Origin of the sequence: Actinomadura alba (assembly GCF_014323705.1) — a bacterium.
GTDB lineage: Bacteria > Actinomycetota > Actinomycetes > Streptosporangiales > Streptosporangiaceae > Actinomadura_C > Actinomadura_C alba.
This window is the reverse complement of sequence record NZ_JABVEC010000042.1, coordinates 1-13184: the sequence shown is the minus strand read 5'-3', so window position 1 is coordinate 13184 and position 13184 is coordinate 1. Positions and strand designations below refer to the sequence as shown.

Here is a 13184-nt window from a genome sequence, read left to right as displayed (position 1 = left end):
GTCCTCCAGGGGGTGGGGGTCACTTGATGCCTGTGGAGGCGATGCCTTCGATGAAGAAGCGCTGCAGGGCGAGGAAGAGGATGAGGACGGGCGCGACGACCACCACCGCACCGGCGAGCAGCAGGCCGTATTGGGAGGTCTGGTGGTTGGAGAAGATGGCGAGCGCGACCGGCAGGGTGTAGCGGTCCTGGGTCTGGGCCACGACCGCCGGCCACAGGAAGTTGTTCCACGCGGTCAGGAAGGTGATCAGGCCGAGGGTCGCCAGTGCCGGCTTGCACAGCGGCATGACGATCCGGAAGAAGATCCGGAACTCGCCGGCGCCGTCGATGCGGGCAGCGTGCACCAGTTCGTCGGGGATCTCCGCCATGAACTGCCGCATAAGGAAGATCCCGAGTGGCATGACCAGGTAGGGCAGGACGATGCCGAAGATCGTGTTCACCAGGCCGAGGTTCGCCACCACGACGAACTGCGGGATCATCAGCACGATGCCGGGCACCATCATCTGCACCATGACCAGTGCGAACACGATGTTGCGCGCGCGGAATGGCAGCTTGGTGAGGGCGTAGGCCACCATCGAGCAGAACAGGATGTTGGCCGCCACGATGACCCCCGCCACCACGACGCTGTTCAGGAACACGATGAACAGGTCCATCTGGTCGAGTAGCGCCCGGTAGCCGTCCAGCGTCGGCCGCTCCGGCAGGAACGTCGGCGGGCTCTGGCGGATCTCCTGCTCGGGTTTGAACGAGCTGAGCACGGCCCAGCCGAACGGGGTGACGACCACGCCGAGGCCCAGCGTGAGCAGGACGTACAGTACGGCTTTTCTGACCATCGCCGCCTCCTCAGTGGTGCTTCGGCCGGAGCATGCGGAACTGCAGGAACGACAGGGCGACGATCACGGTGAACAGCACGCTCGCCGCGGCTCCGGCGTAGCCGTAGTTGCCCACGCCGAACTGCTTGTAGATGGCGTACGAGGCGGACAGGGTGCTGTCGAGCGGGCCGCCCTGGGTCATGACCAGCGGCTCCTCGAGGAACTGCATGAAGCCGATGGTCGAGTAGACGGCGGTGAACAACAGTGCCGGGCGCAGCATGGGCACCGTGATCTTGCGGAACGTGGCCCATCGCCCCGCACCGTCGACGTCGGCGGCCTCGTAGAGATCTCTCGGGATGCCCTGAAGGGCGGCGAGAAAGATCACCATGTCGAAGCCGAAACCCCGCCATGCCGCCATGACCACCAGCGACGGCAGCGCTGTGCTCTCCTCGGCGAGCCATGCCGGGCCGTCCACGCCGACCAGGCCGAGACCCTGGTTGAGCAGGCCCGACTCGGGATCGAGCAGGAACCGCCAGGCGACCGCGATGCCGATGATGCTGGTCACGTGCGGCATGAAGTAGCCGACCCGGAAGAACACCCGCGCCCGGTTGATCCCCGAATGCAGGGCCACGGCCGCGCCGAGCCCGAGCAGGATCGTCAGCGGTACGCCCGTCGCCACGAAGAAGAAGGTGTTCCAGGCGGCCTTGCGCATCGCCTCGTCCTGCATCAGCCGCTGGTAGTTGTCCAGGCCGACGCCGTTGACGTTCAGCGGATTCTGGACATCGGTGCTGCGCAGGTCGGTGAAGCTCATCCCGAAGCCGGCGAGCAGCGGCCCGGCGTACATCAGGACGAACAGGATCAGGAACGGGGCGGCGAAGACCCAGGCCATCAGGCGGCCACGAGACCGTGCGGCCGTGGTTCGCCGCCCCGCGTTCACTTGCACGTCAGAGGCCCGTGCCGATGTCGTCGGCCTTCTGCTGCATGACCTTGGCCGCCTCGGCGGGCGAGGTCTTCAGCAACGCCACCTTCTGGATCTCGCCCTCCAGCACCCGGGCGACCTGCTCCCAGGTGGAGTACGGCGGCGGGGTCTTGGCGGTCTTGAGCACCTCGCCGAAGACCGCGACGCGCTTGTCCGAGGTGAGCGCCGGGTCCTGCCAGGCGCTCTGCACGGCGGGCAGGCCCTTGGTGGTCTGGAACCACTTCACCTGCGTCTTCGGGTCGCTCAGCCACTGGATGAAGCGCCACGCGGCGTCCCGGTTCTTGGACTTCTTGAATACGACGAGGTCGCCGCCGCCCATCAGGGAGGTGCCGCCCGCCGAGCCCTTGGGGTACGGCGCGACGTCGTACTTCTGGTCGAAGCCGGCGCCGCCGTCCTTGTCCAGGCCGTAGATCATCCAGGGGCCGGAGTAGAACGCGGCGGCCTCGCCCTTGATGAAGTTCTGTGGGAAGGCGCCCTCGGCGACCTTGTTCGGCGCGGTGCCCTTCTTGTAGAAGGACTGGAACTGGGTGAGTGCGCTCACCATCTGCGGGGTGTCGAAGGTCCACTTGTTCCCTTCGACGATCTCTCCGCCCGCCTGCCAGACCAGTGGGACGACCTCCTGCCAGCTGCCGACCCGGAAGTTCTGGTAGACGCCCTGGGAGGCGCCGGCCTTCGCCTTGACCGCCGAGGCGAAGGACTGTGTCTCCTCCCAGGTGGTCGGCGCCTTGACCTTCGCCTTGTCGGCCAGGTCCTTGCGGTAGTAGAAGGCGCGGGTCTCGACGTACCACGGCACGCCGTAGGCGGTGCCGCCGGACAGGACGGTCTCCCAGGAGCCGGGGAAGAACGCCGACTTGTCGATGAGATTGCTCGGGGTGGGCTCGACGGCGCCGGTCTTGGCCAGCTCGCCCATCCAGGTGCTGCCGATCATGCTGATGTCGGGGGTGGCGCCCCCGGCGATCGCCGAGATGATCTTGTCGTGGGCGACGTCGAACCCCATCGGGGTGACGACCACCTTGACGCCGGGGTTGGCCGCCTCGAATTCCTTGGCGAAGGCACCGAGCTGCTCGCCCTCGGTGCCCATCGCCCAGACGGTGACGGTGCCGGAGATCTTCCCGGCCCCGACGTCCTTGGCCTTGTCGGCCGAGGTGCCCGCGTCGCGGCCGCAGCCGCTCAGCACCAGTCCGGTGGCGACCAGGCCGATGGCGGCCCGTCTGCTGAATTTCCTCATAGATCCTCCTGGGGTGGGTGCTCGCCGCAGCTGGTCCGCACGACCAGTTCGGTGGCGAGTGTCTGGTGACGCGTGGTCGCCCGCGCGCCGGTGATGAGTTCGTCGAGTGCCCGCGCCGCCCGCGCGCCGAGCTCGCGCATGGGCTGGCGGACCGTGCTCAGCGCGGGGCGGGCGTGGCGGGCGGCCATGATGTCGTCCCAGCCGGTCACCGCGAGGTCCCCCGGCACATCGAGCCCGAGTTCCTCGGCGGCGAGCAACATGCCGAGGGCCACCTGGTCGTCGGCGCAGATCACCGCCTCGGGCCGGGTGCGGCGGCGCAGCAGGTCGCGCCCGGCCGCGAGCCCGCCGTCCACGGTGAACTCGCACGGCACGGGAGGCCCGGCGGTGAGCCCGTGCGCCGACAGCGCCCGCGTCACGCCGGCCCAGCGCTCGCCGATGTCGTCGCCCGTGGAGGCACCGAGCATGGTGAGGTCGCGGTAACCGTGGCCGAGCAGGTGCTCGGTGAGAACCCCGGCGGTGGCGATGTTCTCCGACGCCACGAGGTCCGCGCCGGCGATAGGGGCGCGGGCGAGCAGCACCACCGGGAGCCCCGCCGCCATGAGTTCGCGCACCGTCGCGTCGTCGACCGTGTGGCCGAAGACGACCAGGCCGTCAACCCGGCCGGCGAGGTCCTTGACCTGGTCGCGCACGTTCGATCGGCCGCGCGCCGACAAGATGATCACCGAGCGGCCGAGCTCGGAGGCCACCTCTTCGTAGCCGAGCACGACCTCGGCGTAGTACGGACCCGACAGGTCGGGGAACACGATCCCGTTGGCGGCGTGCCGGCCCTCGGCGAGCGAGACGCCGAGGCGGCTCGGGGTGAAGCGCAGTTCCTCGACCGCCGCGAGCACTTTGGCGCGGGTGCGCGGCGCGACCGGTCCGGTGTCGCGAAGCGCCCGCGAGACCGTCGCGATCGAGACGCCCGCCCGGCGCGCGACCTCATAGATCGTTGGCCCGTGTGCCGGGGCTGAGTTAGGGGGGTCTTCCGGCACGTCGTCGCTCGTCCTTCCACGCTGACTGTAAGCGCTTCCACTTTGCTGAGAAGGAAAACTGTAAGCGCTTCCATCGGGATGGTTGAGTGTGGCATGAAGCGGGGCGAAAGGTAAGGGGGTGCGGGGATCTTTCTCGCCGAGCCGCCGGCCGTGCAGGCGGTCGGACCCAGGAGGACCGGCGCGTCGGTCAGATGAGCGTTGCAGCGGATCCGCCGCCATGGGCTCCCGTCGCACCTTGCGGAGAACCCCTATTACCATGGTGAGTCGCGAGTGATCGGAACAAGGGAGACCAGACGTGGCGGGTGACGACGACATCTCCGGGTGATTCCCGGATGTGATCGGCCACCGGCAGGCGCGCTTCAGCGCCGCCGCCGTGGCTCTGTCGTCGTTTCATGAATCCCTGTTCCCCGCCGGGCGGCCCCGGTACGCCCGCCTCACATTCGAGGGCTCTCGCATGTCCGATGCGTTCATCATCTGCTCGAACCTCTCCTTCTCCTGGCCCGACGACACCCCGGTCTTCCAGGACCTGTCCTTCACGGTGGGCGGCGGCCGCACGGGCCTGGTCGCACCGAACGGCGCCGGTAAGAGCACCCTCCTCAAGCTGATCGCCGGCGAGTGCCGGCCCAGCGGCGGGAGCGTGTCCGCCAACGGCGTGCTCGGCTACCTCCCACAGAGCCTGCCTCTCGTCGGTGACCTGACCGTGGCCGAGGTCCTGGGAATCGCTCCGGTGATCAGGGCACTGGACGCCATCGAGTCCGGAGACGCGAGCGAGGAGCACTTCACCACGATCGGCAACGACTGGGACATCGAGGAGCGCACCCGTGCCCAGCTGGACCGGCTCGGCCTCGGGGAGATCTCCCTTACCCGGCGTCTGCACACCCTCAGCGGCGGTCAGGTCGTCTCCCTCGGCCTGGCGGCACAGCTGCTGAAGCGGCCCGACGTCCTGCTGCTCGACGAACCGACCAACAACCTCGACCTCGAGGCGCGCCGCACGCTCTACGGCGTCCTCGAGGACTGGAACGGCTGCCTGCTGCTGGTCAGCCACGACCGCGTACTGCTCGACCGCATGGACCGCATCGCCGAACTCGACCGGGGCGAGGTCCGCTCCTACGGCGGGAACTTCACCCGGTACGAGGAGGCGGTACGCGCCGAACGGGAGGTCGCCGAGAAGAACATCCGCAACGCCGAGCAGGAGGTCAAGCGGGAGCGGCGGGAGATGCAGCAGGCGCGCGAGCGGGCCGCGCGCCGGGCCGGCAACGCCGCCCGCAACATCGAAAGCGCGGGTCTGCCGAAGATCGTCGCCGGGGCGATGAAGCGGCGCGCACAGGAATCGGCGGGGAAGTCGAACGAGACGCACGCCGCGCGGCTCGGCGACGCCAGGGCCCGGCTCGACGAGGCGGGCCGCGCCCTGCGCGACGAACAGCGGATCGCGCTGGAACTACCCGGGACGAACGTGCCGGCCGGACGCACGGTCTTCCTCGGCGAACGGATGCAGGTCCGCTACGGTGAGCGGCCTCTCTTCGCGGGGGAGGGCGCCGATCTGGTGATCCGGGGTCCGGAGCGGATCGCGCTGACCGGCTCGAACGGCACGGGCAAGTCCACCCTGCTGCGCGTGATCAACGGCGAGCTGGAGCCGGAGGGCGGCGGGACCAAGCGGGCGGACGGCCGGATCGCCTACCTGTCCCAACGGCTGGATCTGCTGGACCTCGACCGCACCGTGGCGGAGAACCTGGCCGCGTTCGCGCCCGGGATACCGGAGGCGGAGCGGATGAATCTCCTCGCCCGCTTCCTGTTCCGAGGTTCCCGCGTTCACCTCACGGTCGGGATGCTGTCCGGTGGCGAGCGGCTCCGCGCCACGCTGGCCTGCGTCCTGTTCGCGGAACCGGCACCCCAGCTGTTGCTGCTGGACGAACCGACCAACAACCTCGACCTGGTCAGCGTCGGTCAGCTGGAGAACGCGCTCAACGCCTACGAAGGCGCGTTCGTGGTGGTGAGCCATGACGAGCGGTTCCTCGCGGAGGTCAAGGTGGACCGCTGGCTGCGGCTTTCTGACGGCCGGTTGCTGGAGACGGGGACACCCGACGGTGACTGAGAGCACCGTACGGGTGGCTCCGTACGGAAGGGCCCCAACATCGCGTTATGCTCCGGCATGCCGTCGGCACCAAGACCTCGGTCCGTGCCCGCTCGGCGAACTCAACTCACCCGTGCGGCGGGCGGGTGAGAAGGGCCCGCCCAGGGCGCTGGCCGAACTCCTTCTCGCCGCGTCCAAGAACGGTTAGAACAACGATGAAGGAAAGCGATGGCGACCGGGCGTGCGTACCGGCCCGCTTGGCGTGGTGCGGCCATGCCGCCTTCGTGCTCGGGCTGCTGTACGCGCTGGTCAGCGCCTACTGGGCCGCGGGCGGAACGGCCGGGCTCGACACCTTGGGCGGTGAGCTCGAACGGCTCGCCCGGGCCCGCGACCCGCTCATGATCGCGATGGTCTGGCTCATCGCCGGGCTGAAACTGGTCGCTGCCGTGCTCGGGCCGGCCCTCGTACAGAGTTGGGGGCGGCGGTTCCCGCGATGGATGCTGCTGACCCTGTCGTGGGGAGCCGCGACGGTCCTCGTCCTGTACGGGGGATTGCTGGTCGGCGGGCAGAGGCTGGTGAAGACGGGCGTACTCGAAGCCTCGCCGGACATGGACTGGACGGCCTTCAACTGGCATCTGTTCCTGTGGGACCCGTGGTTCCTGATCTGGGGCCTGCTACTCGGCGCGGTCACCTGGAGCTCCACCCGTCGCCGCACAGAACGGACGTCGGAGATGGACGTCTAGCACATTCGTTCAGGCGCTCGCCGTGCTCACGACGACGACGGGCATCTGGGGCGGCGCTAGAGCGTCCGGTCCAGGACCGGGGCGGGGTCGGCCCTCACGAACCGTACCCCTCGGGTGCTTCGGTGGCCTGCTCGGCGGCACGGCTGGTCTCCTCCCAGGCCGCCCAGGTGGCCATCCGCTGCCGAGAGATGTCGAAGGCCAGGTCGTAGATGGCGCTGCCCAGCAGCAGCCGCAGCGGCGGGTCGTCGCTGTCCACGAGCTTCATCACGGCCTCGGCGGCCAGGTGCGGCATGCTGTCCACGGATCCGTCGGCGAACTGCTTCTCCAGTTCGGCTCGCAGCGGCGCGTAGGCGTCCATCGGCTCGGTGGCGGCCATCCCGGTGGTGTAGAGGTCGGTCCAGTAGCCGCCGGGTTCGACGATGGTCACCTTGATGCCGAAGCGCGAGGCTTCCGCGGCCAGGGCCTCGCTCATCCCTTCCAGTGCGAACTTGCTGGCGCTGTACATCCCGGTGAGGGCGAAGCCGCCCAGCGCGCCGATGCTGGAGACCTGGACGATGTGCCCGGATCCCTGGGCTCGCAGTTGGGGCATCACGGCCTGGCCGACCCACAGGGCCCCGAAGAAGTTGGTCTCCATCTGCGCACGGGCTTCGGCCTCGCTGAACTCCTCGACCATCCCCATGGTGAGGAAGCCGGCGTTGTTGACGACGATGTCGAGGCGGCCGAAATGCCGCACCGCCTCGTCGACGGTGGTGCGTACCGCCGCCCGGTCGGTGACGTCCAGTGGGAGGGCGAGCAGGCAGTCGCCATGCTCGGCGGCCAGTTGCTCCAGGGCGGTCAGGGTGCGCGCCACGGCGACCACGCGGTCACCGGCGGCGAGCGCGGCCTCGGTGAAGGCCCGGCCCAGACCCCGGCTGGCTCCGGTGATGAACCAGACGCGGCCGGCGGACGAGGTCGTCGAGGAGGTGGCGGGGGTGCCTGGGGTGATGGTCATGGTGAGTCCTGTTCTCCTATACATAAGACGAGACGTTTCGTCTCGAATGGACAGTACATGGGTGCGGGCGAGCAATGCAAGACGGAACGCCTCGTCTCGCATCGTCGTATACTTCCCACATGACGACGCAGCGCAGAACCCCACAGTCCGCGCGGCGGAGCCAGGCCACCCGCCATGCCATCCTCACCGCCGCCTTGGAACTGGCCGGAGAGGTCGGGTACGCCCGGCTCAGTATCGAGGGCATCGCCGCCAGGGCCGGAGCCGGCAAACAGACGATCTATCGTTGGTGGCCGTCGAAGGGGGCGGTGCTGTTCGACGCGCTGTTGATGCTCAACGAGGGCCAGGACGAGCAGTCCGCCGAACTGCCCGATACCGGCGACCTCGAAGCCGACCTCAAGGTGGTCCTCCAGGCCACCGTCGCCGAACTGAACGACCCTCGCTACAGCGAGCCGATGCGCGCCCTGGCCATCGAGATGCTCGTCGACGCGGACCTCGCCGCGGAGTTCACCGAGCGGCTGGACGAGCCGGTCAAGGAACTCAAGCGCCGACGTCTCCGCAGCGCCCAGCGCGCCGGGCAACTCGCCCCGGACATGGACCTCGACGTGGCACTGGAGATGTTGTGGGGGCCGCTGCGGAGCCGGTGGCTGAACCGCGATGGCCCGCTCACGACCGAGTTCGCCGACACCGTGGTCGAGACCGCCCTGAACGGACTGCGCCCACGTCCGAGCTGAGCGGTCGCGTCGCAGCGGGAGCAAGCCCACCGTGGCCCGTGGCCGACTTTCAGCGCGGCGGGACCCGATCGAGCCGCCGCCACTGATCGCTGCTCAGCCGCACGTCGGCCGCGGCGACGTTCTCTTCGAGATGGCCGATCGTGCCGGTGCCCGGGATCGGCAGCACGACCGGCGACCGGTCGAGCAGCCACGCGAGCGCGACCTGCGCGGCGGTGGCGTCGAGTTCGGCGGCCACGGCGGCGATCTCGCCCGTCGCAGCCGATACCGCAGGGTGAACGGGCCGCCAGGGCAGGAAGGCGATCCCCGCCGCCTCGCAGGCGTCGAGCACGGCCTCGTGCTCGCGATCGAGCACGCTGTAGCGGTTCTGCACGCTCGCGACGTCGACGACCTGCCGCGCCTGCTCGAGCTCGGCGACGGTGACCTCGGAGAGCCCGATGTGGCCGATCTTGCCCTTGATCTGGAGCTCTCGCAGCGCACCGAGCTGATCGGCGAGCGGCACCTCCGGATCGATGCGGTGCAGCTGGAGCAGTTCGAGTCGTTCGACCCGGAGCCGGCGGAGGGCCTGCTCGACCTGCGAGCGCAGGAAGTCCGGCCGCCCATTGAGCGCCGCATCGTGCGGGGGGTTCGGCGGCGATCGTTGCGATGAGCAGGTCGTCCGGATAGGGATGGAGCGCCTCGGCGAGGAGCTCTTCGTTGGCGCCCCAGCCGTACAGGTGCGCGGTGTCGATCAGCGTGACGCCGAGGTCGACGGCGCGCCGGGCCACCGCGATGGAGGTCTTCCGATTCGGTCCGGGTTCGGTCGGCAGATGCATGGCCCCGAACCCGAGCCGCCGCACGTTGCGCTCACCCCCGATGCGGAACGTGCTCGATGCCATGTGTCGTTTTCGCTCCTTACTCAGCGTCGATCACCATAACAGCGTTGGTGACCGACGCTGAGCGTGAGCAATGCGCGATCTCATGGAAGGGGCCGGCATGTGAGCGCAGGTTCGCGTCGCCGCGAGGAACCGGATCCCATGGTCCCCGCGTCCGGGAAACGCCGCTACAAGGCGCCGGAGCGAGCGCCTCGGTGTCACCCACTTCGTCGACGACCGCCTCGACGCACTGGCCCCCACCTGGACACCGTCGAGCATCGCTACCTTTCCTGGGCGGAATCGGCGATCAAGCCCCTGACGAGAGCGTTTCCCGACTGGGCGACAGCGATCGACACCTGGGCCGGACTCGCAACCGTGCTACGGGAGTCGGTCCCCACCCAGGCCGCCGACCGACCATGACGTCAGTGCCAGTAGTCGCGTGGGGGGAGTCGCAGCCAGTGGTCGGGCGGGCCGGAGATCGGTCGGGCATCCGTCATCGCCGGGACGTGTCCCCACCGGCCGACCGCAAGAGCGTGATCACCCGTCAGCCATGGCGCCGACGGCGGACCGCGTACGCCACCGTCACCGCCGCGAGCAACGGACCCCAAGCGACCAGAGGCAGGTAACACAGGAAGAGGATCACAGCTTTGGCCCCGTGCGGCAGCTCAGGATCGGCGTCCGTCCGAAACCCGAAAAGCAACGGTGTCCAGAGCAGCGTCAGCACGACCGAACCGAGTGCGGCCGGGATGATCGCCGCCGGCGGGCGAACCGGTCTGCCACGCAGGAACGGCACCCACCGCGGCCAGACCTCACCCCACGGCCGGACCAGGCCCATGCTGAGAAACGCCAACGCCTCGGCCACGGCGGTCAAAGCGATCACGTAGGGCAGCATGAACCACGGGCCGTTCTGCGGATCCTGCGATCCGGTGAACCCGGCCGGAAGGCCCAATCCGAAAAGAATGCGCCAGATCCCCGACGGAAGCGCACACCACATTGTTGCCTGCGCGGCCCAGTCGGCCCACCGCGGAACCGGCCCTCTGGTCCCACGGACGGCGACGGCCGATACCTCAACGGCGGTCATCGGACGCTCCCGTGGTCTGATGGCCGGCGGTCGACTCGGGCTCGTCCGCTCCGGTCGCCAGTAGCGCCCCGGCGATGAGTGCCGTGAGCGCGACGACCATCGCCAGCTTGATCTGCGGCTTTGTGGTCCTTGAAGACATCGCCGTCCTCCTGTGTCCCCGGCGGGGAGTGTCATTCAAGATCTCGCCTGGCCCGGCCGGGACACCTCCCCCGTACGGGCCGTCGGCCTCCCTCCGCAGGGGGTGTTCGGCCGACCGGCCGCCGCCCGCTGGTTGCCTCAGGCGTCGACCTCACCGGCCGAAGGCACCGAGCACCGTCAGGGTCAGCTGTTATCACGGTGTTATGACCGAAGCGGTGGACTTGGGTGGGTATTTCGGTGAGGCGGCGTGCGTGACGCTGGTCGCGACCCGGAACGCCGAGGACGTGGCCCGCGGGTACGGGGGCCGCATGGACCAGGCACGACCAGCGCGGCTAGCGGAACTGGGGGATTGCTTTGAGCGACCCCAGGTCGCGGTGCGGAGGGTGGGTGACTGGGTGATCGCGGTTGAGATCAATGGATATCAGGGCGGTCGTGGGGAGGTGCTGCGCCGCGTCGCAGAGCACACCCGGGCGGTCAATGTGTACTGGTCGGTCAATAACAGTGGTCTTTTCGCGTACGCGGCCGACGGCCGGGTGCTGACGACGTTCGAGGCGTTGTGGCCAGAGCGGCGGCACGGTGTGGAACCTGATCGGCTGCAAGGCGAGATGGCCGGTCTTGTCTGGGAGTCCGTCCCACGGTTGCCCGTGCTGTTCAGGCTGGCGGAGCGGGTGACCGGCCAGGTGGTCACCCAAGGCTGGCTGGACGGCGAGTTCACGATCGTTCCTATCCAGGAATGGGAGCGCGACCTTTCGCCTCGGCAGTTCAACCCTGCGCACATGAGCCTGACCTACGAGGAACCGGTGGTCAGCTATGCGCTGAGGCATGCCGAATCCAGATTCCTGCGCCGCGCGGCCTGGGCGGCTGCCGAGTTCGCCACTGAGGCGGCCGGGCTGCTGGAACGTCCGGAGATCGCCGCCGCACTGCGCGGGGAAAACCCCGGAGATCTGGGCACGCTGGTCCGTTCACTAACCGATGCGGCCAAAGAACAGGGCGGCGGTCCGGCCTGGTCGCCGGTGAAGGCGGTCGAGGCCGTGCGGGAACTGGGCGGTCCTGACCCGCTGGCATCGGCCTACGGCGCAGTCAACGAGGCCCGGTCGGCGCTCCAGTGCGCCCGGCAGGACCTATCCACCTTCCGCGGGGTGGTGTTGAACGCTCTGGGCAACCCCGCACCCGCAGCAGGAGCCAACGGGATCCAGGCTCGTGCCGAAGCGAACCCCGTGGAGCGGCACTCCTGGATCACCCGGCACTGGCTGGCTCTCGAAGCAACTGTGATCTTCGCCCGCACACAGGATCTGGAAGATGTGACACACGCATTGGGCGGACGAATCGACCGCGCGACCACTGGACCTGCCGTACTGGCCCGCAAGCAGATCGCGCTTCGCCGGGCCGGAGAGTGGGTGGTGGCGATCGAATTCGGCGGGGGCGGCCTAGGGCCATATCAGGCTTTGGAATGGCTTTCGGCCGGCTCGGTTGCCGTCTGCGCGGCCTGGTCGGCCCGAGGCAATACGCTGTTCTACCACGCGGCTGACGGACGTATGCGGACGGCTTTTCGGGCGCATGCCCCGCACGAGGCAACTGGCACCGAGCCGCAGGCTCTGCGCCAGGATGTCGATGAGTTGGGGCTTCCCTTGGATGGTCACGGGGACCGGCGAGCGCCGGGGTTGCTCGCCCTGGCGGAACGAGTCACGGGCGTGTCGCTGACGCCAGCCGGGCTCGACGAACCGCACCTGCTGGTCCCATTGCAGATACTGTGAGGCGCCATCCGACGCCGCCGCGTTCGTCTCCGACACGCTCGCACACGGGCCATGGCGACACCGCGAACTGGTGGCCAACGCCCTCACGCCGTGACTGATCAGGGTGGTCCGGCTGAGCCTCGAATCGGGAACGGTGGGTTCGCCGAGCACGGCTTCGGGCTGCTCACCGTCGACGCGCTTGCGACGCGGTGGGGCTGGTGCGGCACTGAGCGGAGCCGTACGGTCACCGCGGTCTTCCACCGGCGGCCGTCATGATCGCGTGGCACCTTCCGGTGGACGCCGTGCCGCTGTGCCCTCGTGAGGCGATTCATCGGCTGGCCACGGCGCTTCGCGGCCACGGGTTCCGGCGTCTGTACGTGGCTCATGACGGTGGCATCTCGGTCCTCTCGGTGACCGCGGAGCTGACGGTCTGGTGCCGTCGAGGCACCTTCCACTGGTTCGCGGATGGCCGGTACATCCTCCAGTCGGCCGAGCGCCCGGAGGTCACGGCACTCGTCATCGCCCAGGGCCGCGCAGCGTTCCGGCGGTGAGCCCACAGACCGGCACGGCGGTGCGGTGGCGGTTCGCTATCGCGACCCACTACCCCCAACACCGCACCGCCGTGCCCTCACAAAGGTGCCATCTCCCGACCCGGCCACCGGGGAGCGGTGGCCAGATGCGCATCGGTGAGCCTGCCGCATTTCGCGGTTGGTTCCCGGCGGCCGGTCAGGGGCTGGGGTCGGTGAGGTACCAGTGGCCGGTGGGTGAGATCCACAGCAGAACGCCAGGCCACAGCTGA

General features: G+C 69.0%; 13 protein-coding genes and 1 pseudogene. 6 read left to right on the top strand and 8 right to left on the bottom strand.

Features of this window, described 5'->3' with window-relative positions; all coding sequences use genetic code 11:
- Positions 1–19: 19 nt before the first annotated feature.
- From HKK74_RS34005 to HKK74_RS33990, 4 genes are read right to left on the bottom strand one after another with little or no spacing between them, the layout of a single operon-like run.
- Positions 20–829: a carbohydrate ABC transporter permease gene (locus tag HKK74_RS34005; protein WP_187247516.1), complete on the bottom strand. Its 810-nt coding sequence runs from the start codon at positions 827–829 to the stop codon at positions 20–22.
- A gap of 10 nt (positions 830–839) precedes the next feature.
- Entirely contained in the window at positions 840–1697 is an 858-nt protein-coding gene (locus HKK74_RS34000; RefSeq protein WP_187247515.1) for a carbohydrate ABC transporter permease, read from the bottom strand.
- A 55-nt stretch (positions 1698–1752) separates the two neighbouring features.
- Complete coding sequence (locus tag HKK74_RS33995; RefSeq protein WP_187247514.1) at positions 1753–3015, bottom strand: extracellular solute-binding protein; 1263 nt, start codon at positions 3013–3015, stop codon at positions 1753–1755.
- Positions 3012–4046 (bottom strand): LacI family DNA-binding transcriptional regulator, encoded by a 1035-nt coding sequence (locus HKK74_RS33990; RefSeq protein WP_187247513.1) that lies wholly within the window; start codon positions 4044–4046, stop codon positions 3012–3014. The genes HKK74_RS33995 and HKK74_RS33990 overlap by 4 nt, the downstream gene beginning before the upstream one ends.
- Before the next feature lie 454 nt (positions 4047–4500).
- On the opposite strand from HKK74_RS33990, the gene abc-f reads away from it, so the two are divergent.
- Both abc-f and HKK74_RS33980 read left to right on the top strand, forming a co-directional pair.
- On the top strand, positions 4501–6138 hold the full coding sequence (gene abc-f / locus HKK74_RS33985) for a ribosomal protection-like ABC-F family protein (RefSeq protein WP_187247512.1): 1638 nt from the start codon (positions 4501–4503) through the stop codon (positions 6136–6138).
- Positions 6139–6332: 194 nt separating this feature from the next.
- Positions 6333–6860: a DUF3995 domain-containing protein gene (locus HKK74_RS33980; protein ID WP_187247511.1), complete on the top strand. Its 528-nt coding sequence runs from the start codon at positions 6333–6335 to the stop codon at positions 6858–6860.
- 94 nt (positions 6861–6954) lie between these two features.
- Here HKK74_RS33980 and HKK74_RS33975 read toward each other — a convergent pair whose 3' ends face one another.
- The gene (locus HKK74_RS33975; protein ID WP_187247510.1) at positions 6955–7851 is read right to left on the bottom strand and encodes an SDR family oxidoreductase; all 897 of its coding nucleotides are present in this window, start codon (positions 7849–7851) and stop codon (positions 6955–6957) included.
- A gap of 119 nt (positions 7852–7970) precedes the next feature.
- Between HKK74_RS33975 and HKK74_RS33970 the strand changes: the two genes are divergently transcribed.
- Positions 7971–8582: a TetR/AcrR family transcriptional regulator gene (locus tag HKK74_RS33970; RefSeq protein WP_187247509.1), complete on the top strand. Its 612-nt coding sequence runs from the start codon at positions 7971–7973 to the stop codon at positions 8580–8582.
- Between the two features lie 49 nt (positions 8583–8631).
- Here HKK74_RS33970 and HKK74_RS33965 read toward each other — a convergent pair.
- The 3 genes and pseudogenes from HKK74_RS33965 to HKK74_RS33955 form a co-directional block, all read right to left on the bottom strand.
- A pseudogene (locus HKK74_RS33965) lies at positions 8632–9394 on the bottom strand (aldo/keto reductase).
- A 583-nt stretch (positions 9395–9977) separates the two neighbouring features.
- Positions 9978–10382: a hypothetical protein gene (locus HKK74_RS33960; protein WP_246492263.1), complete on the bottom strand. Its 405-nt coding sequence runs from the start codon at positions 10380–10382 to the stop codon at positions 9978–9980.
- 118 nt (positions 10383–10500) lie between these two features.
- Entirely contained in the window at positions 10501–10653 is a 153-nt protein-coding gene (locus tag HKK74_RS33955; protein WP_187247508.1) for a hypothetical protein, read from the bottom strand.
- 202 nt (positions 10654–10855) lie between these two features.
- Between HKK74_RS33955 and HKK74_RS33950 the strand changes: the two genes are divergently transcribed.
- From HKK74_RS33950 to HKK74_RS33940, 3 genes are all read left to right on the top strand, one after another.
- A complete protein-coding gene (locus HKK74_RS33950) occupies positions 10856–12406 on the top strand; it encodes a DUF6461 domain-containing protein (RefSeq protein WP_187247507.1) in 1551 nt (516 codons plus the stop codon).
- A 90-nt stretch (positions 12407–12496) separates the two neighbouring features.
- Complete coding sequence (locus tag HKK74_RS33945; RefSeq protein ID WP_187247506.1) at positions 12497–12661, top strand: ATP-binding protein; 165 nt, start codon at positions 12497–12499, stop codon at positions 12659–12661.
- Entirely contained in the window at positions 12658–12936 is a 279-nt protein-coding gene (locus tag HKK74_RS33940) for a hypothetical protein (protein WP_187247505.1), read from the top strand. Before HKK74_RS33945 ends, HKK74_RS33940 begins: the two co-directional genes overlap by 4 nt.
- Positions 12937–13184 lie beyond the last annotated feature (248 nt).

Bases quoted from the DNA above. Each gene is read 5' to 3' on its own strand.
- HKK74_RS34005 (WP_187247516.1), bottom strand. From the start codon at position 829: ATGGTCAGAAAAGCCGTACTGTACGTCCTGCTCACGCTGGGCCTCGGC.
- HKK74_RS34000 (WP_187247515.1), bottom strand. From the start codon at position 1,697: ATGGCCTGGGTCTTCGCCGCCCCGTTCCTGATCCTGTTCGTCCTGATG.
- HKK74_RS33995 (WP_187247514.1), bottom strand. From the start codon at position 3,015: ATGAGGAAATTCAGCAGACGGGCCGCCATCGGCCTGGTCGCCACCGGA.
- abc-f (WP_187247512.1), top strand. From the start codon at position 4,501: ATGTCCGATGCGTTCATCATCTGCTCGAACCTCTCCTTCTCCTGGCCC.
- HKK74_RS33980 (WP_187247511.1), top strand. From the start codon at position 6,333: ATGAAGGAAAGCGATGGCGACCGGGCGTGCGTACCGGCCCGCTTGGCG.
- HKK74_RS33975 (WP_187247510.1), bottom strand. From the start codon at position 7,851: ATGACCATCACCCCAGGCACCCCCGCCACCTCCTCGACGACCTCGTCC.
- HKK74_RS33970 (WP_187247509.1), top strand. From the start codon at position 7,971: ATGACGACGCAGCGCAGAACCCCACAGTCCGCGCGGCGGAGCCAGGCC.
- HKK74_RS33955 (WP_187247508.1), bottom strand. From the start codon at position 10,653: ATGTCTTCAAGGACCACAAAGCCGCAGATCAAGCTGGCGATGGTCGTC.
- HKK74_RS33950 (WP_187247507.1), top strand. From the start codon at position 10,856: ATGACCGAAGCGGTGGACTTGGGTGGGTATTTCGGTGAGGCGGCGTGC.
- HKK74_RS33940 (WP_187247505.1), top strand. From the start codon at position 12,658: ATGATCGCGTGGCACCTTCCGGTGGACGCCGTGCCGCTGTGCCCTCGT.